The 22,841-nt window shown below is 76.1% G+C and carries 17 protein-coding genes; all 17 read right to left on the reverse strand.

Annotated features, from left to right (window positions below; all coding sequences use genetic code 11):
- Nucleotides 1-120 precede the first annotated feature (120 nt).
- Complete coding sequence (locus XF36_RS15710) at nucleotides 121-1,773, reverse strand: PepSY domain-containing protein (protein WP_060712569.1); 1,653 nt, start codon at nucleotides 1,771-1,773, stop codon at nucleotides 121-123.
- An 88-nt stretch (nucleotides 1,774-1,861) separates the two neighbouring features.
- Nucleotides 1,862-2,716, reverse strand: a complete 855-nt coding sequence (locus tag XF36_RS15715) for a DivIVA domain-containing protein (protein ID WP_060712570.1) — start codon at nucleotides 2,714-2,716, stop codon at nucleotides 1,862-1,864.
- A gap of 47 nt (nucleotides 2,717-2,763) precedes the next feature.
- Nucleotides 2,764-3,042: a YggT family protein gene (locus XF36_RS15720; RefSeq protein ID WP_060714739.1), complete on the reverse strand. Its 279-nt coding sequence runs from the start codon at nucleotides 3,040-3,042 to the stop codon at nucleotides 2,764-2,766.
- Nucleotides 3,043-3,063: 21 nt separating this feature from the next.
- Nucleotides 3,064-3,813, reverse strand: a complete 750-nt coding sequence (locus XF36_RS15725) for a cell division protein SepF (RefSeq protein WP_064485438.1) — start codon at nucleotides 3,811-3,813, stop codon at nucleotides 3,064-3,066.
- Nucleotides 3,814-3,941: 128 nt separating this feature from the next.
- Nucleotides 3,942-4,712, reverse strand: coding sequence for a YggS family pyridoxal phosphate-dependent enzyme (locus XF36_RS15730; protein ID WP_060712572.1), 771 nt, complete (start codon nucleotides 4,710-4,712; stop codon nucleotides 3,942-3,944).
- 64 nt (nucleotides 4,713-4,776) lie between these two features.
- Complete coding sequence (pgeF, locus tag XF36_RS15735) at nucleotides 4,777-5,499, reverse strand: peptidoglycan editing factor PgeF (RefSeq protein ID WP_060714740.1); 723 nt, start codon at nucleotides 5,497-5,499, stop codon at nucleotides 4,777-4,779.
- A 77-nt stretch (nucleotides 5,500-5,576) separates the two neighbouring features.
- Nucleotides 5,577-6,980: a cell division protein FtsZ gene (ftsZ, locus tag XF36_RS15740; protein WP_060712573.1), complete on the reverse strand. Its 1,404-nt coding sequence runs from the start codon at nucleotides 6,978-6,980 to the stop codon at nucleotides 5,577-5,579.
- Between the two features lie 213 nt (nucleotides 6,981-7,193).
- Nucleotides 7,194-8,279 carry a cell division protein FtsQ/DivIB gene (locus XF36_RS15745; protein ID WP_060712574.1) on the reverse strand — a complete coding sequence of 362 codons (1,086 nt, stop codon included), beginning with the start codon at nucleotides 8,277-8,279 and terminating at the stop codon, nucleotides 7,194-7,196.
- A gap of 99 nt (nucleotides 8,280-8,378) precedes the next feature.
- Nucleotides 8,379-9,743 (reverse strand): UDP-N-acetylmuramate--L-alanine ligase, encoded by a 1,365-nt coding sequence (murC, locus tag XF36_RS15750; protein ID WP_168169598.1) that lies wholly within the window; start codon nucleotides 9,741-9,743, stop codon nucleotides 8,379-8,381.
- Nucleotides 9,744-9,790: 47 nt separating this feature from the next.
- A complete protein-coding gene (locus XF36_RS33335; protein ID WP_060714741.1) occupies nucleotides 9,791-10,867 on the reverse strand; it encodes a UDP-N-acetylglucosamine--N-acetylmuramyl-(pentapeptide) pyrophosphoryl-undecaprenol N-acetylglucosamine transferase in 1,077 nt (358 codons plus the stop codon).
- 2,136 nt (nucleotides 10,868-13,003) lie between these two features.
- Nucleotides 13,004-14,284 (reverse strand): putative lipid II flippase FtsW, encoded by a 1,281-nt coding sequence (gene ftsW, locus XF36_RS15760; protein WP_060712576.1) that lies wholly within the window; start codon nucleotides 14,282-14,284, stop codon nucleotides 13,004-13,006.
- A complete protein-coding gene (gene murD, locus XF36_RS15765) occupies nucleotides 14,281-15,699 on the reverse strand; it encodes a UDP-N-acetylmuramoyl-L-alanine--D-glutamate ligase (protein ID WP_060712577.1) in 1,419 nt (472 codons plus the stop codon). Before murD ends, ftsW begins: the two co-directional genes overlap by 4 nt.
- Entirely contained in the window at nucleotides 15,696-16,766 is a 1,071-nt protein-coding gene (gene mraY, locus XF36_RS15770; protein ID WP_060712578.1) for a phospho-N-acetylmuramoyl-pentapeptide-transferase, read from the reverse strand. Before mraY ends, murD begins: the two co-directional genes overlap by 4 nt.
- Nucleotides 16,763-18,208, reverse strand: coding sequence for a UDP-N-acetylmuramoyl-tripeptide--D-alanyl-D-alanine ligase (locus XF36_RS15775; protein ID WP_060712579.1), 1,446 nt, complete (start codon nucleotides 18,206-18,208; stop codon nucleotides 16,763-16,765). Before XF36_RS15775 ends, mraY begins: the two co-directional genes overlap by 4 nt.
- Nucleotides 18,209-18,302: 94 nt before the next feature.
- On the reverse strand, nucleotides 18,303-19,913 hold the full coding sequence (locus tag XF36_RS15780) for a UDP-N-acetylmuramoyl-L-alanyl-D-glutamate--2,6-diaminopimelate ligase (protein WP_060714742.1): 1,611 nt from the start codon (nucleotides 19,911-19,913) through the stop codon (nucleotides 18,303-18,305).
- Between the two features lie 368 nt (nucleotides 19,914-20,281).
- Entirely contained in the window at nucleotides 20,282-22,108 is a 1,827-nt protein-coding gene (locus XF36_RS15785) for a peptidoglycan D,D-transpeptidase FtsI family protein (RefSeq protein WP_082375450.1), read from the reverse strand.
- Nucleotides 22,108-22,785, reverse strand: a complete 678-nt coding sequence (locus XF36_RS15790; protein ID WP_060712580.1) for a hypothetical protein — start codon at nucleotides 22,783-22,785, stop codon at nucleotides 22,108-22,110. Before XF36_RS15790 ends, XF36_RS15785 begins: the two co-directional genes overlap by 1 nt.
- Nucleotides 22,786-22,841 lie beyond the last annotated feature (56 nt).

The following is a 22,841-nucleotide window of genomic DNA, read 5'->3' on the forward strand; positions in this document are numbered from 1 at the left end:
CGGTGGATCACGTGGCCGTTTCTTCCGGAGGCTCCCCGGTGATGGCCGGATCGATGCCTGTGGAACCAGGGTAGCGCGGATGCGCACCCCGTTATTCCGCGGGGCACGTCCCGCCGCTGGTCAGCGTGCCTGGGCGGGGTGCCGCTCGCCGAGGGTCCGGTTCGGCGCGCACCAGCCGCACGGGGTGAACCCGAGCTCGACGGCCTCGCTGACGGGCAGCGGGATCACCGGGCGTCCGGTGAGGGCCCGGCAGGTCTGCACGTGGTAGCGGGGGTGTTCATCGATCACGAGCACCTCGTCGGGCAGGCGCGCGGCGAGTGCGGCGAGGGTGGGCTCGTGCGGCTCCTCCGGGGAGTCGCCGTCCGCGCCGGCGGCCCCGTCGGTCCCGGCCGCGTCGGCCGGACCGCCGCCGGTGTCCGTGCCGGCCCCGGCGGGCGCGCCCGCGGGAGCCCCGCCGCGGGGGTCGTCGACCGGCGCGCCGGATCCCGCGGCCGCGGCGCCCGCGGGCACGGCGGAATCGGGAAGGCCCGCACCGGACGGGGTGTTCGCACCGGCCGGTCCGCCGGAGGCACGGTCGGTGCCCCCGCCCGGGCCACCGGGTGCGCCCGCGGCGCGGGCTGCCGTGGTGGCGTCGGCCGCTGCGGGGGTGCGGGTCGCCGTGGTCGCGTCCGCCGCTCCCGCGTCCGCCGCTCCCGTGGCCGCCGCTCCCGTGGCCGCCGCTCCCGTGGCCGCCGCTCCCGTGGCCGCCGCTCCCGGGGCACGGTCCGCCGTGGTCGGGTCCACTCCCGCGGGAGCACCGTTCGCGGTGCTCGCGTCCGCTGCTCCCGGGGCACGGGTCGCGGTGGTCGCGTCGGACGGGCCGTCCGTGGCGCCCGGGCGGTCGGGTCCGGCCGCGGCCGGGGCGCCCGGGCCGTTGTTGCTCGGACCGGTGCCACTCGGGCCGGTGCCACTCGGGCCGGTACCCGAGCCGAAGCCCGGGTCGTCGGCGCCCTCGCGGGCACCGGAGCGCGCCGCCGGGTCCGCACCCGACGTGGTGTCGCGTCCGGCGGCGGTGCCGGCGACGACCGCGCCCGCGGCTGCCGCCGTCACCGCCGACGCCGTGCCGACGCCGCCGGATCCGGTCGGACGCGAGTCGGTCGCCCGCGCTGCCTCGGCGGGCGGTTCCGCGGTGCCGGGATCGGCGGGGCCGGACCGCGCCGGGTCGCCGCCACGACCCGCACCGTCGTCCCCGTCCGCTCCCGCCGACGCGTCCACGCCCGCCGGGGCACCCGCGTGCGGGCCCACCCCGCTCGGGTCCACCACGTCCTCGGCCCCCGAATCGGTGACCGTGCGTGACGAAAGTCCACTCGAACGAGATGCGCCGGACGGTCCCTCCGCAGAGCCGGACGGCCGGATCACCGGCATCTGGATGGTCTCGTCGGTCGCATTGTGTGCGGCCTCGGGCGAACCCGAGGTCGCGCCACCGTCCGGCCGGACGACCGGCAGGACCTGCGTCGCGGGCTCCAAGTCGGCGCCGTGGCCCGCTTCCGTCGACGCCCGGTCGGCCTGGTCCGGCCCCGCGGGGGCACCGGTGCCACGACCGGAGGCATCGGCCTCCGCCCGGTCACCGGCCTTCACCGCGGCACGGGTCTGCCACCAGTCGTAGGCGAGCACCAGGCCCGCGATCAGACTGATGACCACCGATGTCCACGCCAGTGCCACCACGTGCAGGAACCATCCTGCGAGCAGCAGCACCAGCGCGATGACCACGAGGATCAGGACCAGCACCAGCATCGGCGAACTCCGTCGGTCGGCAGCGGCACCTGTCCGCTACCCGGTCGTCGTCGGTCGTCCCCGGCGCCTGGGCGGCGCCGTGGGGCGGTCAGCTCCCGGTGTCGGCCCGCTGGCCGTACCCGGAGGCGGCGTAGCCGCCGTTCGAGCCCGACCTGGTGGCACCGGTGCCGTCCGACGGGGCAGCGGAACCGCGACCCTCCAGGTCACGCAGCTGCGACTCCAGGTAGGTCTTCAGGCGGGTGCGGTACTCCCGCTCGAAGGTCCGGAGCTCGTCGATCTTCTTCTCCAGAACGGACTTGTCGCGCTGGATGGCGCCCATGATCTCGTTCTGCTTGCGCTCGGCCTCGCTGACCAGGCCGGACGCCTTCTCGCGCGACTGGCGCTCGAGCGTCTCGGCCCGCGTGCGGGCGTCGTTGAGCATGGTCTCGGCGCGCGACCGCGCGTCGTTGACCAGGCCGTCGGCCTTCGTCCGGGCGTCCGACAGGAGTTGCTCGGACTTGTTCCGGGCGTCCGACAACATCGTGTCGGCCTCGTTCTTGGCCTCCGCGGTCAGGCGGTCCGCCATCTCCTGGGCGAGACCCAGGACCTTGGCGGCCTGCACGTGGTGGTCACCGCCGTCGGCATCGGCGGGTCCGGCACCGGCCAGCTGCGGAGCGGGAGCCCCCGGACCACGGCCCATCGGCGACGGCGAGGCGGCCATGACCTGGGTCTGCGCCGGAGCCGGCTGGCTCCGCGCCTCCTCCAGGTCGGCCTCGGCATCGCCGAGGCGCTGCTCCAGCTGCGCGACCTGGTCGCGCAGGTCGTCGTTCTCCCCGATCAGCCGGGCCAGTTCGGCCTCGACCAGATCGAGGAAGGCGTCGACCTCGTCCTCGTTGTAACCCCGCTTCCCGATCGGGGGTTTGCTGAACGCGACGTTATGAACGTCGGCGGGCGTCAGCGGCATCGGATCACCTCATGCGGTCCTCGGCGGCACTCCCGGGTGACTGGGGCTCATCCCAGGAGCTGTGATCTGACGGCGCTCATCGAGATGAACACCACCAGCAACAGAACCATAATCGACAGGTCCAGTCCTACGCCTCCGATACGGACCACGGGGATCACTCTCCGCAGCAACTTGACCGGAGGGTCGGTCACGGTGAAGACGACCTCGAGCGCCACGGCGGGCGCTCCGGCGGGTCGCCACTGGCGCGCGAACGACCGGACCATCTCGACGACGATCCGGGCCGCGAGCAGCAACCAGAAGAAGAACAGGATGTAGTAGATCAACATCAGGATCGCGACGGCCACGACTCAATCTTGTCGGAAAGCTCCGCGCTCGGCGAGTCTCCGCGCGTCGTCCGCGGACACTTCGACGTCGGCCGGAGTGAGCAGGAACACCCGGTCGGTGACCTTGTCGATGCTCCCGCGCAGGGCGAACGCGAGGCCCGCGGCGAAGTCCACCAGGCGTTTCGCGGCCGCGCCGTCCAGATCCGTGAGGTTCATGATGACGGGCACACCGTCGCGGTAGCGCTCGCCGATGGTGCGGGCCTCGTTGTAGCTGCGGGGGTGCAGCGTCGTGATCGACGCCGGTCCCGCGGCGGCCCGGTCGCGCTGCTCCGGCACCGGCGCCGGGGCGACGACGGGCTCGCTCCGCTCCTCGCGTGCCGGGCCCCGGAGGCTCTCCGGGTCCATCGCCAGCGCCCCGCGGACGGCCGCTCCGGCACCCCCTCCGAGGGGTGTCGGAAGGCTCCCGCGCTCCGGGACCAACCCGAGCGTCTCCCGCTCGCCGCGTGGATCCTGCCGCACGGCGCGCGCCGGGCGGAGGGTCTCCCGCGCCGGGCGGGCTCCCCATCCGTCCTCGTAGCGCACCGCGGGCTCGTAGCGGTCGTCATCGTAGGACGCCTGGTCGGCGAACCGACCGGCCCCGGCGGACCAACGGTCACCGCGCGGGCCGGCGTGGTGCTCGTGGCCGCCCCGGTAGTGATCCGGTTCGTCCACATAGTCCATCTCGTCGGCCGGGACCATGCCGAAGTACGCCTTCAGCCGGTACATCGCGCTCATCCGCTGTCCCCTCGCAGTACTGCTCGACTCCGTACGCGTCCCAACCGCACGCGCACCCCGCGTTCTGGCGACGGTCTCGCCGGCGGCGCGGTGTCCGCCTCGTGCTCAGTACCCACACCCACCAGCGATTACTCGGAGGCTATCCGCCGATCCCCCACAAGGGCCGTACCGACACGCACCACCGTCGATCCGTGACCGATCGCCGACTCCAGGTCCCCGCTCATCCCGGCCGACAGAACCGTGGCGCCGGGGTGCCGCCCGACGGTCTCCCGGTGCGCCTGCGCGATCCCCTCGAACGCCGCGTCGGGCTCCCAGCCCAGCGGCGCGACGGCCATCAGCCCGGCCAGTTCCAGCCCCGGCAGCTCCGTGACCAGGTCGGTCAGCTCGACGAGCCCGTCCGGGGCGACGCCGCCGCGGTCGGGGTCGCCGTCCACGCTGTACTGCACGAGCACCGGCAGCGGGCCACCGCGAGCCCCGGCGTCACGGGCCTTCGCGACCTCCTTGTCGATGGCGCGGGCCAGCCGGGGCGAGTCGACGGAGTCGATCCGTGTCACCCACGGGAGCACCGTCCGTACCTTGTTCCGCTGCAGCCCGCCGACGAAGAACCAGTCCGGGGCGGCGGCCGGGCGTAGAGCCCCGACCTCGTCCACCTTGGACGCGGCCTCCTGCGCGCGGTTCTCGGCGAAGGCGTCCAGCCCGAGGTCCAGCAGCGCGGCCACGTCGACGGCCGGGATCGTCTTGGTGACGGCGAGCAGGTCGACCTCGGAGGGGTCGCGGCCGGCGGCGCGGCAGGCCGCGGCCACCCGCTCGCGGACGGCGGCCAGTCGGTCGGTCAGTTCACCGACACGGTCGGCGGCGGGGGTACGAAGATCGGACACGGGATCGGGCACGGCGCCCATGGTTCCCGCCCGCGGGAGCGCCCGCGAGCCCCGCGTGGTGAGAATCGCCGGGCCGAGGTGCCGGTCAGCGCGGGTCGAGCCAGGTGACCGCGGCCTGGCGGCCGCAGCGGCCGTCGCGGCGGTGGCTGAACAGGTCCGGGTCCTCGACGGTGCAGCGCGGGTCGGTCGCGACCTTGGTGACGCCGAGGTCGGCGAGGCGGCGGACGAGACCGGCCCGCAGGTCCAGCCCGGCCGTGCCGGTGCGGGTGGTGGACGCGCTGCCCGGCAGCACGGCGTCGACCTCGGCACGCATGGCCGGGGGCACCTCGTAGCAGCGGCCGCAGACCGACGGCCCGAGCAGGACCTCCAGCCGTGCGGGCTCCGCGCCCAGCGCGGTCATATCGGTCACGACGGCGTCGACGACGCCCGCGGCCGCGCCGACGCGACCCGCGTGGGCGGCCCCGACGACGCCGGCGACCGGGTCGCCGAGCAGCACCGGCACACAGTCGGCGGCGAGCACGGCGACACCGAGCAGCGGCACGTCGGTGACCACGGCGTCGACGTCGGCGATGTCCGGGGCGACGCCGCCCGTGCCGGGGCGGGCCCGCGGGGGCTCGCGCAGCACCGCGACGTCACGGCCGTGGACCTGGTTCAGGAAGACCAGACCGGACAGGGCGAGCTCACGCACGACCCGGGCCCGGTTCCCGGCCACCGCGGCCGGGTCGTCCCCGACCCCCGCCGACAGGTTGAACGAGGTGAACGGGCCCTCGGACCGGCCACCGGCGCGGGTGGTGGTGACCCGGCGGATCCGCGCGCGGCGGGTGGTGCCGGCGCGGGCCGCCGTGGCCGGGGTCCGGGCCGGGCCTGCTGAGTCCGGCACGCGGGTCAGCGCCGCATGAACGGCGGGACGTCCACCTCGTCCTCGACCGGCTCGGCCGGACGCGTCGCGGAGCTCCCACCGACCGCACCGTGCTGGGCCGGAGACGACGTCGACGAGGCCGGCGCGGACATCGGGCTGCTCGGGACGGACGCGCCGTCGCCGCAGTGCTGCTGGGTGTCGCCCTGGCGCGGGGCCGGGGCGGTGGGCCGCTCGGGCGGCAGCACGCCGGAGCGCTCGGGCGCCGGCGTGGTGGCGGGCAGGTGCGGCGCCGACGGGGTGGTCGCGGTCGTCGCGGCCCAGCGGGACTGGCCCTGCGGCTGCTGACCCTGCTGCTGGGTCTGGTGCTGCTGGGTCTGCTCGGGCTGCTGCGGGGTCGCGGGCGACGCGGCCTGCTGGGCGGACCCGGCGGGCTTCTGGCCTCCCCGAGCGAACACGGCGGGCTCGAGCTTCTTGTGGGTCGGCGTGCCGCCCTCGAAGCCGGCCGCTATCACGGTGACCCGCACCTCGTCGCCGAGCGAGTCGTCGATCACGGTGCCGAAGATGATGTTCGCCTCGGGGTGCGCGGCCTCCTGGACCAGCGACGCAGCCTCGTGGATCTCAAACAGGCCGAGGTCCGAGCCGCCCGCGATCGACAGCAGCACACCCTGGGCGCCGTCCATCGACGCCTCGAGCAGCGGCGAGTTGATCGCCTTCTCGGCGGCCTGCACCGCGCGGCCCTCGCCGCGGGCGGACCCTATTCCCATCAGCGCCGACCCGGCACCGGACATGACCGACTTGACGTCGGCGAAGTCCAGGTTGATCAGGCCGGGGGTGGTGATCAGGTTGGTGATGCCCTGCACACCGGAGAGGAGCACCTCGTCGGCGGAGCGGAAGGCGTCCATCAGCGAGACGCCGACGTCGCCGAGCTGCAGCAGCCGGTCGTTCGGGATGACGATGAGGGTGTCGCACTCGTTGCGGAGCGCCTGGATGCCCTCCTCGGCCTGGCCGGCGCGACGGCGCCCCTCGAAGGTGAACGGGCGGGTGACGACGCCGATGGTCAGAGCACCCAGCTTGCGGGCGATCGACGCGACGACGGGCGCACCGCCGGTGCCGGTGCCGCCGCCTTCTCCCGCGGTGACGAAGACCATGTCGGCCCCCTTGAGGACCTCCTCGATCTCCTCGGCGTGGTCCTCGGCGGCCTTGCCCCCGACCTCGGGGTTGGCGCCGGCGCCGAGGCCGCGCGTCAGCTCACGGCCGATGTCGAGCTTCACGTCGGCGTCGGACATGAGGAGGGCCTGGGCGTCGGTGTTCACCGCGATGAACTCGACGCCCTTGAGGCCGACCTCGATCATCCGGTTGACGGCGTTGACGCCGCCGCCACCGATGCCGACCACCTTGATCACTGCCAGGTAGTTGTGCGGGGGCGTCATGCGCGGCACCTTCCAGTCGCTCGGGGTCCGGGGTTCGGGTGGGTCAAGCTCCGGGTGCCCCGGGCCTTCGAACGCGCACGCTAAGTGGAGTGCGGTGCCCGGGTCCAGCAGGCGCGCCGCGCAACGACAACACCCTGCTCGGGTGGTTCGTCTTCTCCCCCGATGGAAACGCGCAGGGTCGTCGTCCGGTCACCCGCTGCAGCGGACGGGTGCTCAGCGTTGCCGGACGGTGACCAGCGACGGGCTGGAGACGTCGTAGACGGCGCCCGGGCGCTGCAGCACCGGCCCGAGCACCCGGGCCCGGGCGACGGTCTGCCCGGTGTCCGCCCACGGGCCCCACAGGACCCGCCGGTCCTCGGTGAACCCCAGCTCGAAGGTGGAACCGCCCCCGCCGAGCGACAGCGTCTGCACCTGGTCCCGGACCGGGACCGGCAGCGCCTGCAGGACGCCGACCGCGGCGAGGGTGGCGGGGTCGTCCGGGGCGATGCGCGGCAGCTGCAGCCGGGGCAGCCGCACGTCCGGCGGGGCGTCGCGGTAGACGAACCCGGTGACGTCGACGAGCTTCGGTCCGTCCGGTGTGTCGAGCACCGCGGCCGGAGTGCGTTCGGTCACGACCACGACCAGGGTGTCCGGCCAGGACCGGTCGACCTCCACCGCGGCGACGCCCGGGATGGCCGACACCCGGGCGGCGACGCCGTCGGTGTCCACCGCCGCGAGCGGGACCCCGGTCTGGTCGCCGGCGGCGTCCTCGACGTCGCGGACGGGGATCTGGCGGGTGCCGTCGACCTGCACGGTGGCCACCGGCGGGCCGTACTCCCCCAGCGCCCACCAGCCGGCCGCGGACACCCCGAGGAGCACGACGGCGGCGGTGGCCAGCAGGGCGACGAGGCGGCGGCGCCGGTAGCGGGGGTCGCGGCTGCGCGACCGTTCGGCCGCACGGGCCGCCGTGCGCTCCCGGACGGCGGCGGCCGCGCCGCGTCCGCTCCCCCGGCCCGCCGTCCCGGCCCGGTCGGTGCCGGCCGCCCCGTCGTCGGTCGACCCGTCGTCGGTCGCCCCGTCGTCGGTCGCCCCGTCGTCGGTGTCGGCGGCGGTGTGGTCGGCGGCGGCAGTGTGATCGTCGGTGTCGGCGGGGGTCCCGGCGGTGCCACGGCGTCCGGCGCGGCGTTCGGCGGCACGGCGCTCGCGGATGCGGCGGGCACGCTCGGCGGCGCGCCGTTCCCGTTCCGGGTCACGGCGGCCCCACGAGCGGGCACCGTCCCGGGCCCGGTCGTCGCCGGTGTCCTGCTCGTCGCTGCTCATCGTGCCCCCGCTGTGCCGCCGGTCTGCCGCCGGTCTGCCGCCGGTCTGCCGCCGCCGTCCCACTGCCGTGGCGCTGGTGTGGCGCTGCTGCCCGCGCGCTCACCCCTCGCCGGCGAGCTCCCGCAGGATCTCCGGCCCGAGCGCGGTGACGTCACCGGCGCCCATGGTGATCACGACGTCTCCGTCGGTCGCGAGCGCGGCGATCGCCGCGGGTGCCCGCTCCCACGAGGGGGCACGGTGCACCCGCTCGGCCGGCAACGTCACCGCGTCGGTGATGAGCGCCGGACCGACGCCGGGTTCGGGATCCTCCCGGGCACCGTAGACGTCGAGCACCATCACCTCGTCCGCCAGCGACAGCGACGCGCCGAACTCCGCGGCGAACAGCCGGGTGCGGGAGTACAGGTGCGGCTGGAACACGACCAGGACGCGGCCGCACCGCCCGTTCCGGACCGGTGCGGCCTCGCGGGCGGCGCGCAGGGTGGCGGCGACCTCGGTGGGGTGGTGGGCGTAGTCGTCGTAGACGGACACGCCGCGGGCGCGGCCCTTGAACTCGAACCGGCGCTGCACCCCGCCGAACCCGGCGAGCCCCTCCAGCAGCACGGCGGGGTCGGCCCCGACGGCGCGGCCGGCGAGGAAGGCACCGAGCGCGTTGAGGACCATGTGCTCACCCGGGACGCCGAGGGTGAGCTCGTGCTCGGCGTCGCCGGTGCGGAACCGGGCGCGGCAGCCGGTGCCGTCCGGGGTGAACTCGAGCAGCCGGGCGTCCTGCCGGCCGGTCGCGGTGCGGCCGTAGCGCAGCACGGTGACGCCGGCCTGCTCCGCCCGCACGGCCACGGCCTCCGACCCGGGGTCGTCGGCGCAGGCGACCAGGGTGGCGCCGGCGACGAGCCGCTCCAGGAACCGCTCGAACACGGCCCGGTAGGCGGCCTCGTCGCCGTGGTGGTCGAGGTGGTCGGGCTCGACGTTGGTGACGATCGCGACCGACGGGGCGAACGCGGTGAACGAGCCGTCGCTCTCGTCGGCCTCGACGACGAACACGTCGCCGCTGCCGTGGTGCGCGCCCGACCCGGACACCGACAGGTCGCCGCCGATCGCGAACGAAGGGTCGGCCCCGGCGTGCTGCAGGGCGACGGTGACCATCGACGTCGTCGAGGTCTTGCCGTGCGTCCCGGCGACGGCGACCAGCCGTCGTCCCTCGGTGAGCGCGGCCAGTGCGACCGCCCGGTGGACCACGTCGTAGCCGCGCTCGCGGGCGGCGGCCAGCTCCGGGTTGGTCTCCCGGATGGCGGTGGAGACGACCACGGTCGGCGGGGACTCGCCGTCGTGCCGCAGGTGGCCGGCGTCGTGCCCGGTCTCGACGCGGGCACCGAGCGCACGCAGCGCGGTGACCGTGCGCGAGTCCCGCGCGTCGGACCCGGAGACCGTGGCCCCGCGGGCGAGCAGGATCCGTGCGATCCCGCTCATCCCGGCGCCGCCGATCCCGATGAGGTGGACGTGGTCGGAGAGCACGCTCACCGGCCCGCCACCTCGAGGACGATGCGGGCGATCTTCTCGTCGGCCTCGCCGTGCCCGGCGGCGCGGGCGCGTCGGCCCATGGCCAGGGCCAGGTCGGGGTCGGTGAGCATCGGCATCAGTTCGTCGATCGCGCGGTCGCCGTTCATGTCCTCGTCCTGCACGAGCTTGCCGCCCCCGGCCTCGACGACCGGACGGGCGTTGAGCGCCTGCTCGCCGTTGCCGTGCGGCAGCGGTACGTACACCGCGGGCAGCCCGACGGCGGTCAGCTCGGCGACGGTGGTCATGCCCGAGCGGCCGAGGACGACGTCCGCGGCGGCGTAGGCGAGGTCCATCCGCTCGATGTAGGGCACCGGCACGTAGCCGGGCCGCGGGTCGGCGGGGGTGCCGCCCTTCCCGTACGCGTGCAGCACCGAGATGCCGCGCTCGGTGAACGCCGGCAGCGAGGCGGCGACCGCCTCGTTGAGCGTCCGGGAGCCCTGGGAGCCGCCGAAGACCAGCAGCACCGGGCCGTGCGGCGGCAGGTTGAAGTACGTCCGGGCCTCCGGCCTCAGCGACGCCCGGTCCAGGGAGGTGATCGAGCGGCGCAGCGGCATCCCGACCACCTCCTCGTTCGCGAGGCCGGTGCCGGGCACCGCGACGCAGACGGCGGAGGCGAACCGCGCACCGACCTTGTTCGCGAGCCCGGCGCGGGCGTTGGCCTCGTGCACGACGATCGGCACCCGGCCGCGGGCGCCCAGGTAGGCGGGCAGCGAGACGAACCCGCCGAACCCAACGACGACGTCGGCCTCGGCCGCCTCCAGCACCTCCCTGACCCGCTTCACCGCGCCGCGGACGTTGCCGGGGAGCTTGAGCAGGTCGGCGGTGGGCTTGCGGGGCAGCGGCACCGGCGGGATCAGCTCGAGCGGGTAGCCGCGGGCCGGGATCAGCTGGGTGTCGAGGCCCTTCTCGGTGCCGAGCGCGGTGATCCGGACCCCCGGGACGAGCCGGCGGATCGCGTCGGCGACGGCCAGCGCGGGCTCGATGTGCCCGGCCGAGCCACCCCCGGCGACGACGACCGACAGGCCGCCCGACACCGGGCCCGGTGCCTGTTCCCCCGCGGGACGCGTGGTGGCGGGGCCGCCGGTGCGGGTCGCGTCGGGGGTCGTGGGTCCGGGCACGCCGGGTCCCTGCACACCCTCGCCCTGCGGGCTCTGCTGCGGACCGGTCGGCTGCGGACCGGTCGGCTGCAGGCCGGGTGCCTGGGGGCCGGGTCCCTGGAAGCCCTGGGGCTGCGGGGCGCCGGGATCCTGGGGGTCCTGCGGAGCACCCGGGCCCTGCTGCCCGGGTACGCCGGGGCCCTGCCGACCGGGAGCGCCGGGTCCGCCGGGACCGTACTGGCGAGGGGCGCCGGGACCTGCCGGGCCGAACCCGCCCGGGCGGAACGGGCCGGTCCCCGCGGGACCCGGTCGTCCGGGGCCCGCGAACCCAGGCGCCGGGCGGCCGGGGCCCTGCTGTCCCGGGGCGGCCGGGCCGGGGCCCTGCCTGCCGGGGGCGTGGGGGTGGTGCGGACCGATGCCGGTCAGGGCGTTCGGCCCGGTCGGGCCGGGACGCCCGAACTGCTGCGGGCCGGGTCCGCCGGGGACCGGGCCGGGACCCTGCGGACCGACGCCGGCACGGCCCGGCGCGTACGGGCCGGGGGCGAACCGGCCGTGCGGCGGAACCGGACCGCGGGGGCCGGTCGCCGACAGGGCGCCCGGCTCGGGCCCGCTCTGCGGACCGGTGGCGGTGACGCCGGCGTGCTCGCGCTCGTCGGGCCGGCCCGGGCGCTGCTGCGGAGCCGACGGGGGCCGGGCCTGCTGCCGCCCGGTGCCCGACGGCCCGTCCGCCGAGGCGGCGGCCGGGAGCGCTGCGGTGTCACCGGCGGGCTGCGCGACGGTCGGCGGTTCGTCGGGGGCCGCCTGCTCGCCCCGGGCGTCGGCGACGGGCCGCTGCGGGCCGGTCCCGGCGTCGGGTCCGGACGCGTCGGCCGTATCCGGGCCGGTGCCGTTCGGGACGGCCCCGTTCGGGACGGCACCGTTCGTTCCGGTGCCCTCCGCATCGGCGCCCTGCGGGGCCGTGGTGTGCGGCGTGACGGTGGGGCCGGTGTCCGTCGCGGACCCGCCGGGGACGTCGGGTCCCGGACCGGCGGCGGGGCCGTCCTGCGCCGGGCCGGTGCGCGGCACGCCGTTCACCGGGTCGCCGGACCGGGTCGGGTCCGCGCCGTCCGCCGGGCCGCGGTCCGCCGGCGCCGATCCACCGCGTCCGGTGCTCGCGCGTGGGGTGAACAGGTCGTCGGCCGCACCGGGTCGCGCCGGCATCGCCGCGGGGGGCACCGGTCGCCCGGGCCGGCGACGCGGCAGGCCACCCGGCTGCCCTCCGGCGTCGTCGGAACGCGGGGCGCCGTTGCGGCCGCGCGGCCCACCGTCCGGGGCGCCGTCCTGGCCGCCGGTCACGGCGTTCGGGCCCTGCGGGGCGCCCTGGTCCCCGCCCCCGGCAGCACCGCGCGGAAACCCGTTGCGCGGGGCCCCGTTCAGCGGGGCCCCGTTCTGCGGAGCGCCGCTGCCCGGGGCGCCGTTGCGCGGAACGCCGTTGGAGGGGCCGTCGTTGCGCGGAGCACCGTTGAGCGGGGCCTCGTGGCGGTCGGTGCCGTCCGGCCGGGGCTCCTCGTGTGCGGCGTCGCCCACCGGCCGTGCCGCCCCGCGGTCGCCGTGCGCGACGCCGTTCGTGCCCTGCGACCCACTCCCGTTGAGCGGGCGGGCACCCGGGCGCCGGGACTGCGCGTGCGGGTCCCACCCGGTCCCGGGCAGCCGCTGCGGCCCGCGCACGCCCTGCGGCTCCCCCGGCTCCGCGGACGGCTGTCCCGAGGGGGGCTGTGGCGACGAGGGCTGCCGCGACGAGGACTGTGACGAGGGGGGCTGCGCGGGGGCGCTGAACAGGTCGGAACCCGACGGGGTCTCCGCAGGCCAGGCCGTGCACCCACCCGTGCCACCGGCTCCGTCGGGCCCGCCGAAGACCACGCCGTCCGGCCGGACCTCGTGGGGCCCGGGAGCACGGCCGCCCATGGTCGGACGCCGGCCGGGCTCCCGGCCCGAGCCGGTGCCGTCGTTCCCGCCGGTCTGATCCGTACCCGTCACGCTCTCGTGCCCCTCGCGTCGTCCGTCGTGTCCGCTTCCACCCGGAGTGGGAGCGCCCTAACGCGCCGCCCACCGCGACACCGGGACCGGTGCGCGGTAGGGCTGCGGCAACGGCAGGCGCAGCAGCTTCGCCAGCCGCCCCTGCCCGTCCTTCCGGAGCGCGGCGACCGCCTCCGGCTCGTGCCGGGCCGCGTTCGTGAGCAGCCCGAACAGGAACATGGTCACCACCAGCGAGGTACCGCCGGAGGAGATCAGCGGGAGCTGCAGCCCGGTCACCGGCAGCAGTCCCACGACGTACCCGATGTTGATCGAGGCCTGGACAACCAGGCCCGCCGTCGACGTCGCGACGACGATCCGCAGCCACGGGTCGGTGTTGCGGGCGGCGATCCGCATGCCGGTGTAGGCCAGCGTCGCGAACAGTGCGAGCACCGCTCCGGCCCCGACGAGCCCCAGCTCCTCGCCGATGATCGCGAAGATGAAGTCGTTGTGGGCGTTGGGCAGGTAGTCCCACTTCGCCCGGCCCTGGCCGAGCCCGACGCCGAACAGGCCGCCGTCGGCGAGCGCGTACAGCGCCTGCGTCGCCTGGTACGCCGGACCCAGCGGGTCCGCCGACGGCGACAGGAACGCCGTGATCCGGCTGGCCCGGTAGCCGGCGGTCAGCCCGAGGATCACCGCACCGGCCAGGCCGCCGCCCGCGATCAGCGCGAGCAGCTTCACCGGGGCACCGCCGAAGTACAGCAGCGCGAGCATGATGATCCCGACCGAGATCGTCATGCCCAGGTCGGGCTCCAGCACGAGCAGCGTGAAGATCACCAGCGTCACCGGCACGACCGGGTTCAGCGCGTGCTTCCAGCGGTGCATCACCGCGCGGCGGGCGGCCAGCACGTGCGCGCCCCACAGCGTCAGCGCGATCTTCGTGCCCTCCGACGGCTGCAGCGACACCGGGCCGAACGCGAACCACGACCGGGCGCCGCCGCGCAGCACGCCGATCCCCGGGATCAGCACCAGGACCAGCGCGACCAGCCCAATGATCAGCAGCACCGGTGCCGCGGCCCGCAGGCGTCGCGGCGGCACACGCAGGCCCACGTAGAACAGCACGAGCCCGACCCCGCAGAACATCAGCTGGCGGGTGAACACCGAGTACGACGAGCCGTCGCCGACCGACGACGCCGACAGCACCATCACCAGCCCGAACAGGGTCAGCAGCCCGAAGACGCCGAGGATCAGGTGCAGCGAGGTCAGCGGCCGGCGCAGCCAGCGCCGCAGCCGCCGCACGGCCCCGCTGGCGCCGGTGACGGCGACCTGGCCGAGCGTGCGGTCCGGCGCCGCCGGGCTCACCGGGACACCCCGGCGGCGGCCAGACCGGCGACGGCGGCGGCGAACGCGTCGCCGCGGTGGGCGTAGTCGCGGAACTGGTCCATCGAGGCGGCGGCCGGGGCGAGCAGCACGACGTCGCCGGGGCGGGCCAGGCCGGACGCGCGGCGGACCGCGGCCGGCATCGGGTCCTGCAGGTCGGAGGGCGCCATCGGGCCATCGTGTCCCGGCGCGACCTCGTGCACCGGGAGGCCGGGCGCGTGTCGCGTCAGCGCCTCGACGATCGGTGTCCGATCCGTCCCGATCACGACGATCCCGGCCAGCCGCTCGGCGTGCGCGGCGGCGAGCAGGCCGAGCTCGGCCTGGTCCACACCCTTGAGCAGCCCGCCGACCACCCAGACCGCGCGGGCGCCGGGCCGGCGGGCGGCGACGGCGGCCAGCGCGGCCCCGGCGGCGTGCGGGTTGGTCGCCTTCGAGTCGTCGAGGTAGGTGACACCGGCGTGCTCGCCCACCGGGGCGCTGCGGTGCGGGCCGGGGGTGAACGCCGCCAGGGCCGCGCCGATGTGGGTCGGGTCGACGCCGTGCGCGCGGGCCAGCGCGGCCGCGGCGAGCGCGTCGGTGATCCCGGGCGGCCCCGGAGGGACGACGGCGTCGGCCGCGAGCAGCTCCCCGCCGCCGAACGCGCGGTCGGTCAGCACCCCGTCGGCGACGCCGAGCTGGTCCGGCCCGGGGGCGGACAGCGTGACCCCGACCCGGCACGGAGCCGGGGCCCGTGCCAGCAGCCGGGCCGCGACGGCGTCGTCGACCCCGCCGACGGCGACCTCCCCGACCAGCGCGCGGGCCTTCGCCGCGGCGTAGGCGTCCATTCCGCCGTGCCAGTCCAGGTGGTCCTCGGCCACGTTGAGCACCACGCCCGCGGCCGGGCGCACCGACGGCGACCAGTGCAGCTGGAAGCTCGACAGCTCGACGGCGAGCACCGCGTGGCCCGCGGCGACCGCGGTGACCACCGGGTGGCCGATGTTGCCGCAGGCGACGGCGTCCACCCCGGCGCGCGCGAGGATCGCCGCGAGCATCTCGGTGGTGGTGGTCTTGCCGTTGGTGCCGGTCACCACCAGCCAGGACGGCGGCGTGTCGCGCAGCGCGCCGAGCCGCCAGGCCAGCTCCGGCTCCCCGATCACCTCGACACCGAGCCCGGCGGCCTCGGCGACCAGCGGGTGGTCGGGGCGTCTCCCCGGCGAGGTGACGACCGTACGGACCCCCTCGGGGATCCCGCCGCCGCGCCACGGCTCGATGCCGTCGGGCAACGAGGCCAGCGCCTCCTCCCGGTCGTCGGACAGCAGCACCCGGGTGCCCGCCTCCACCAGGGCCGACGCGGCCGCGAGACCGGAGACACCGGCCCCCGCGACCAGGACGGGTCCCCCGCCGAACGGGCCGCTCATCCGGAACCCGACATGGACAGCCACTCGGAGTAGAAGATGCCCAGCCCCATCGCCGCGCAGATCGCGGCGAGCAGCCAGAACCGGATGATGACCGTCGTCTCGGCCCATCCGGCCAGCTCGAAGTGGTGGTGGAAGGGCGCCATCCGGAACAGTCGCCGCCGCGAGGTGCGGAACACGATGATCTGCAGCGACACCGACAGCGCCTCGACGACGAACACACCGCCGATGACGACGAGCAGCAGCTCGGTGCGGGTCACCATGGACAGGCCGGCGAGCAGGCCGCCGAGCGCCAGCGAGCCGGTGTCGCCCATGAAGATGCGGGCCGGCGCGGCGTTCCACCAGAGGAACCCGATGCAGCCGCCCATCGCGGCGGCGGCGACCAGGCCGACGTCGAGCGGGTCGCGGACCTCGTAGCAGCCGGCCGTCGCGGCGACCGCGCAGTTGTTGCGGAACTGCCAGAACGCGATGATCACGTAGGTGCCCAGCACCATCGCGGCGGTGCCCGCGGCGAGGCCGTCGAGACCGTCGGTGAGGTTCACCGCGTTCGACCAGGCGGCGACGATCAGGTTGCACAGCAGCACGAACCCGACGACGCCGAAGCTCAGCACCGTGATGTCGCGGACGAACGACAGGCTCTCCGAGGCCGGGGCCAGGTTGCGCTCGTTGACGAAACGCACGGCGAGGATGCCGAAGATCGAGGCGGTCAGCACCTGGCCGACGATCTTCGAAGTCTTGTTGAGGCCGAGGTTCCGCTTCCGGCGCAGCTTCAGGTAGTCGTCGAGGAACCCGACGACGCCCAGCGCGGTGGTCAGGAACAGCACCAGCAGCGCCGAGGCGGTGATCGGCTCCCGGGTGAACGCGTGCGAGCCCAGGTAGCCGACCCAGATGGCGAGCAGGATCGCCACGCCGCCCATCGTCGGCGTACCGCGCTTGGACTGGTGGCTCTGCGGGCCCTCCTCGCGGATCTCCTGCCCGAAGCCCTGTCGCGCGAAGAAGCGGATCAGGTACGGGGTGAGCAGGATCGACACCGCGAGCGCGAGACCCGCGGCCAGGAACAGGCCTCTCACCGGTACACCGGTCCTTCGGTCGTCAGCAGGCCGGCGGCGAGCCGCTCCAGCCCGGCGCTGCGGGAGGCCTTGACCAGCACGACGTCGCCGGGCCGGGTCCGCTCCCGCAGCAGGGTCAGGGCGGCGGGCAGGTCGGCGACATGCTCGGCGCCGGGCCCGTAGTCGGGCGCCCCGACGGCGACCACCATGGCCCCGGCGGCGCGTGCGTACTCCGCGACCCCGGCGTGCTCGGCGGCCGCGTCGTCCCCGATCTCGGCCATCGGGCCGAGCGCCGCCCAGGACCGGCGGTCCGGACCGGCGATCTGCCCGAGCGCGTCGATCGCGGCGCGGACGGACTCGGGGTTGGCGTTGTAGGCGTCGTTGACGACGGTCACCCCGTCGGCGCGGTCGGTGACCTCCATCCGCCAGCGCGACGCCGGCGACGCCGCGGACAGCGCCGCCGCGATCCCGTCCGGGGTGCCGCCCAGCTCCAGGGCGACCGCGGCGGCGGCGAGGGCGTTGGAGACCTGGTGCTCCCCCACCAGCCGCAGCGCGACGTCGGCCGACCCGGCCGGGGTGACCAGCCGGAACGACGCCCGACCCGAGGTCAGGGCGATGTCGGTGGCCCGCACGTGCGCGTCCGCGGCGCGTCCGAAGGTGACGACCCGGGCGGAGGTGCGGGACGCCATGGCGGAGACCAGCTCGTCGTCGGCGTTGAGGACGGCGACGCCGCCCCGGCCGCCGGGCAGGTCACCCGGGGGCAGCGCCTCGACGAGCTCGCCCTTGGCCGTGGCGATCGCGGCGCGGGACCCGAACTCGCCGAGGTGGGCGGAGCCGACGTTGAGCACGACCCCGATCCGCGGTGGCGCGATCGCGCACAGCGCGGCGATGTGGCCGATCCCGCGGGCGGAGAACTCCAGCACGAGGTTGCGGGTGCCCGCGTCGGCGCGCAGCGCGGTGTAGGGCGTGCCGAGCTCGTTGTTGAACGACTCCGGCGGCGCGACCGTCGGCCCCAGCGGGGACAGCACCGCGGCCAGCAGGTCCTTGGTGGAGGTCTTGCCCGCCGATCCGGTCACGCCGACGACGGCGAGCCCCGGCAGGGCGCCCAGCACGTGCCGGGAGAGGCGGCCGAGCCCGGCCAGGACGGCGGCGCCGGTCCCGTCGGGGTCGATCTCACCGAGGTAGGTCTGGCTGTCGCGCCCCTCGACCGGCGGCACGACGATCGCCGGGGCGTCGACCTCGCGGCCCGCCAGCACCGCGGTCGCCCCGCGGGTGACGGCCTGCGCGGCGAAGTCGTGGCCGTCGGCCCGCTCCCCCGGCAGCGCCAGGAACAGCCCGCCCGGCCCGATCCTCCGGGAGTCGAACTCGACGGCGGTGACCGGTGCGGCGGCAGCCTCGTCGTCGATGCGGTGCAAGCGCCCGCCGGTCACGGCCGCGATCTCCGCCGGCGTCATCTCGATCATCGCCCGCTCGCCTCCACCGGTCCGATCCGCCCTCCTGCCCGTGCGCGGGCCGTGCCGGGTGCCGGCACGGCCTGCCGTGATGCCCCGCGGCGCGTCACGTCGCCGCCCGGATCGCCGCCACCAGCTCGTCGGTGTCGTCGAACGGGTACTTGACGCCGTTGATCTCCTGGCCCGCCTCGTGGCCCTTCCCGGCGACCACCACGGCGTCGCCGGGGCGGGCGGAGCGGACCGCGTAGACGATCGCGCTGCGCCGGTCGCCGATCTCGATGACGTCGCCGCGGGCGGGCTCGGCGAACGCGCCGTCGAGCATCGCGCGGCGGATCGCGCCGGGGTCCTCGCTGCGGGGGTTGTCGTCGGTCACGACGAGCACGTCGGACCGGATCGCGGCGGCGGCGCCCATCAGCGGGCGCTTGCCGGTGTCGCGGTCCCCGCCGCAGCCGAGCACGGTGATCACCCGCGCGTGCGGGCGGACCTGGCGGCGCAGCGCGTCGAGCAGGGCGGCGACGGCGGCGGGCTTGTGCGCGTAGTCGACCACGCCCAGCCAGGGCTGACCGGCGTCGACGCGCTGCATCCGACCCGGCACCGACGCCCGGGCGAACCCGGCCGCGGCCGTCTCCGGGGCGATCCCGTCGGCGTCGAGCACGGCCAGCGCGACGAGCGCGTTCGCGACGTTGTAGCGGCCGGGCAGGCTCAGGGTGACCGGCACGGCGAGCCCGCCGGGGCCGACCGCGGTGAAGGTCTGGGTGCCGTCGGGGTGGGCGGTGAGGTCGCGGACCGTCCAGGTGGCGTGCGGGCCGCGCGGTTCGGAGGAGACGGTGACCGCGTCCCGGTGGCGGGCCGCCAGCCGACGGCCCCACTCGTCGTCGACGCAGACGACCGCGTGCCGCGCGGCCTCCACACCCGCCCCGCCACCGCCGAACAGCCGGGCCTTGGCCTCGAAGTAGTCGGTCATCGTGGGGTGGAAGTCCAGGTGGTCCTGCGACAGGTTGGTGAAGGCCCCTGCGGTGAACCGGGAGCCGCCGACCCGGCCGAGCTCGAGCGCGTGGCTGGAGACCTCCATGGCCACGTCGGTCACACCGGCCTCGACCATGACCGCGAACAGTGCCTGCAGGTCCGGCGCCTCGGGGGTGGTGAACGCGCTGGGGAGCGCCCTGGCCGGGCTGCCGGGCACCTGCACCCGGGTCCGCACGGTGCCGAGCAGGCCGGTGGCCCGCCCGGCGGCGGTCAGGCCCGTCTCCAGCAGGTGCGCGACGGTCGTCTTGCCCGAGGTGCCGGTCACCCCGAGCACCCGAAGCCGGGCGGTGGGCTCGCCGTAGACGGCGGCCGATACCGGCCCGAGGACCTCGCGCGGGTTCGGGTGCACCAGCACCGGGAGCCGGGAGTGCCGGATCTCGGCGCGGTCCGCGCCGGCGGCGTCGGTGAGGATCGCGCCGGCGCCGGCGGCAATGGCCTGCGCGGCGAAGTCGGCGCCGTGCGCCCGAGCACCGGGCAGCGCCGCGAACAGGTCGCCGGGGCGCACCGAGCCCGCCCGCAGGGTCGCGCCGGTGACGGTGTGCGGCCCGGCCGCGGGGTCGAGCAGGGGGCCGGGCCCGCTGCCCGCGGTGCGCGGGTTCAGCTCGGCACCGGCGAGCCGCCCGAGCAGCGCGACGTCGACCGGGCGCACCTGCGAGGGGCGCTCCGGCAGCGACTCGAGCGGTCCCGCCACGTCACCCGTCCCCGTCCGGTCGCCGACCACGCCATCCGGCCCGCCGTCGTGCGCGGTTCCGCCGGTGCTCCGTGAGCGGGCGGTGGCTGCGGTGTGGAGGTCGGGCACAGGGCCGGAGGTTACCGACCGGCACGGGCCGCCCCTCCCCCCGGTCGGACGCCCCCGACCGCTCGCGGAGGCGGTCACGGCGGGCGGCGGACAGACGACCGGCACCCGGCCGTCCGACCAGCCGGATACGGCCATCCGGCGCAGGTTCCGGTCCGGTGGGCGGGCCGCCGGGCAGGGCGCACGGCGGCCCGGCCGGCACCCGTAGGGGTGGGCAGCGGCCGGGACCGCCCGACGCAGCCGGACCGCACCCGGCCGCGCCGTCACCTGATCTGCAGGGTCTGCACCGGGGCGGGCGTCGTCTGCACCGGCACCGCGTTGCGCTGGGCCAGGTAGGAGGCGATGTCGTGGAACAGCGGGGCCGCGCTCGTCCCGCCCTTCGGGGCGTCGAGCATGATCCCGATCACGAACCGCGGATCCTGGGCCGGGAGCATCCCGGCGAAGGTGATCCAGTACTGGGAGCGCGAGTACGCCCCGGTCGCCGGGTCCACCTGCTGGGCGGTGCCGGTCTTGCCCGCCACCTCGTAGCCGGGCACCGCGGCGGCGGGCCCGGTGCCGGACTGGCCGTGCGCCTTCTGGGTGACGGCGGTGAGCATCGTCCGCAGCGTCTGCGCGGTCTGTGGCGACATCACCTGCACCGGCTCGGGTGCCTCGGTCGGCACCCGGACGCCGTCCGGGCCCGTCGTCGCGGCGACGATCCGCGGCGGGATCCGGACGCCGTCGTTGGCGATGGCCTGGTACATCCCGGCCATCTGCAGCACGGTCATCGACAGCCCCTGCCCGATCGGCAGGTTGCCGAAGGTGGAGCCGGACCAGGTCGCGCGGGCCGGGACGCGCCCACCGCTCTCGCCGGGCAGCCCGACACCGGTCTTCTGCCCGATGCCCATCTTCGCGAGCATGTCCGAGAAGCGGTCCTCGCCGACCTTCTGCGCGGTCATCAGCGTGCCGACGTTGGAGGACTTCGCCAGCACACCGGTCATCGTGTAGTGGTCGAGGCCGTGCTCCCAGGCGTCCTTGATCGTCCGGTCGGCGACCTCGATGCTGCCGGGCACGGCCAGCACGTCGTCGGGCTTGGCGACGCCGGCCTCCAGCGCGGCGGCCATGGTGACCACCTTGTTGACCGAGCCGGGCTCGAACGGCGTGGTGACGCCCTTGTTGCCCAGCGTGTTCGGGTCCGCGGACAGCAGCTGCGCCGGGTCGAACGAGGTGTTGTCGGCGAGCGCGAGCACCTGCCCGGTCGCCCGGTCGAGGACGACGGCCGACCCGCTGCGCGCCTCGGCGCGGCCCGCGTAGTCGGCCAGCATCCGCTGCACCTGGAACTGCAGGTCGGAGTCGATGGTGAGCTGCACGTCGGAGCCGGACACCGCGGCCTGTTCGGAGCGCACGCTGCCGGGGATGACGGTGCCGCTGCCCTCGGCGGTGTCGGCGATCTGGAAGCCGTCGCGCCCGGCGAGCAGGGCGTCGTCGGAGGACTCCAGGCCGATCCGGCCGATGAGCTTCTGCGCGTCGGCGCCCCACGTCGCGGCGCCGATGATGTTCGAGGCGAGCGTCCCGTTCGGGTACTGGCGCGCCTCGCGGCTCTCCTCGGCGATCTCCGGGAACTGCCTGCGCAGGTCACGGGCGGGCCCGGGGTCGACCGCGGTGGCCATCACGACGTAGCCGCGGTCGCTGTTCAGCGCCCGCTTCAGCTCCTCGGGGTCGCCGTGGGTCACCGCGGCGACGGCCTCGGCCATCCGGTTCTTGTAGGCGACCGCGTCCGCGCCCTTGGTCGAGTTGATCAGACGCGGGTTGGTGACGAGCGCCTTGGACTCGGTGGAGAAGGCCAGGACGGCGCCGTTGCGGTCGGTGATGGATCCGCGCTCGGCCGGAACGACGATCCGGCTGGCGCGCTGCTTCTCCGCGTCCGCGGTCAACGTGCCCGCCTGCACCGTCTGGACGACGACGAGCTTCGCCCCGGACACCAGCAGCAGAGCGGCCAGCGCCACCCAGGCCAGGCGCAGCCGGAACCGCGGGTCGTCGGCCGGGGACCGGCGCCGTCCGCCCCGTGGACCCTGCCCCCGCGGCCGGGGGCGCGGCGGCGCGTAGACCATCAGTTCCCGCCCGCCGCCCGGGTGTCGGCCGGGACCTCGCGCTCGGTGCCCTCACCGGCGCCCTGACCGGCGCCCGCGGCCCCGCCCGGGGCGGCGTCGCCGCCCTCGGCGGCCGGGTCGGAGGTGGCGGCGCCCGGCTGGCCCGCCGTCGGCGCGTGCGGGGTCTGCGGTGCCGGTGCGTCGGCGGCGGGCGGCGCCGCGGCGACGGCGGCCATCGGCTCCCCGACGACGTCCACTCGTCCGTCCGGGGCGACGACCAGGCGCGCCGGGTCGGTCACCCGGACCATGCCCTGGGCCGCGGCGCGGTCGGCGAGCGAGCCGGGGCTCTGCAGCACCGTGACCTCCTTGCGGAGCGCCTCGGACTGCTCGGTGAGCGCCGCGGTCCGCTCCCGGGCCGCCTGCAGCGAGTAGGAGTCGGCCGCCGCGGCGGTCGACAGCCACAGCGTCGCGATCAGACCCGAGACCAGCAGCACCATCACGACCAGCACGAACTTCGCGCGGCCGGTGTTCTCCCTGGCCGCGGTGCGGCGGCGCTGGTCGGCCACCCGGCGGGCGTCGCCGGGGCCGCGCTGGGCCGGGATCCGCGGGGGCGCCGCGGTGCGACGGCTCTGGCGGGTGTCGGGCCGTGCCCGGCCACCGCCCGGGGTGCCCGGGCGCTCGATGACGGGTGTGCTCATCGGGGGTTCCTGCCTCTCCGCCGTGCCGGTACTGCCTGCGTGCTCGGGGCCGTGCC

The sequence above is a fragment of the Pseudonocardia sp. HH130629-09 genome, from assembly GCF_001294645.1.
Taxonomy (GTDB): Bacteria; Actinomycetota; Actinomycetes; order Mycobacteriales; family Pseudonocardiaceae; genus Pseudonocardia.

Coding starts and splice junctions, on each gene's coding strand:
- murC (WP_168169598.1), bottom strand. CDS start 9,743: ATGAGCGGGATCGCACGGATCCTGCTCGCCCGCGGGGCCACGGTCTCC.
- murD (WP_060712577.1), bottom strand. CDS start 15,699: ATGAGCGGCCCGTTCGGCGGGGGACCCGTCCTGGTCGCGGGGGCCGGT.
- XF36_RS15720 (WP_060714739.1), bottom strand. CDS start 3,042: ATGTTGATCTACTACATCCTGTTCTTCTTCTGGTTGCTGCTCGCGGCC.
- XF36_RS15715 (WP_060712570.1), bottom strand. CDS start 2,716: ATGCCGCTGACGCCCGCCGACGTTCATAACGTCGCGTTCAGCAAACCC.
- XF36_RS15730 (WP_060712572.1), bottom strand. CDS start 4,712: ATGGGCGCCGTGCCCGATCCCGTGTCCGATCTTCGTACCCCCGCCGCC.
- ftsZ (WP_060712573.1), bottom strand. CDS start 6,980: ATGACGCCCCCGCACAACTACCTGGCAGTGATCAAGGTGGTCGGCATC.
- XF36_RS15785 (WP_082375450.1), bottom strand. CDS start 22,108: ATGGTCTACGCGCCGCCGCGCCCCCGGCCGCGGGGGCAGGGTCCACGG.
- XF36_RS15790 (WP_060712580.1), bottom strand. CDS start 22,785: ATGAGCACACCCGTCATCGAGCGCCCGGGCACCCCGGGCGGTGGCCGG.
- XF36_RS15725 (WP_064485438.1), bottom strand. CDS start 3,813: ATGAGCGCGATGTACCGGCTGAAGGCGTACTTCGGCATGGTCCCGGCC.
- XF36_RS15710 (WP_060712569.1), bottom strand. CDS start 1,773: ATGCTGGTGCTGGTCCTGATCCTCGTGGTCATCGCGCTGGTGCTGCTG.
- XF36_RS15745 (WP_060712574.1), bottom strand. CDS start 8,279: ATGAGCAGCGACGAGCAGGACACCGGCGACGACCGGGCCCGGGACGGT.
- XF36_RS15775 (WP_060712579.1), bottom strand. CDS start 18,208: ATGATCGAGATGACGCCGGCGGAGATCGCGGCCGTGACCGGCGGGCGC.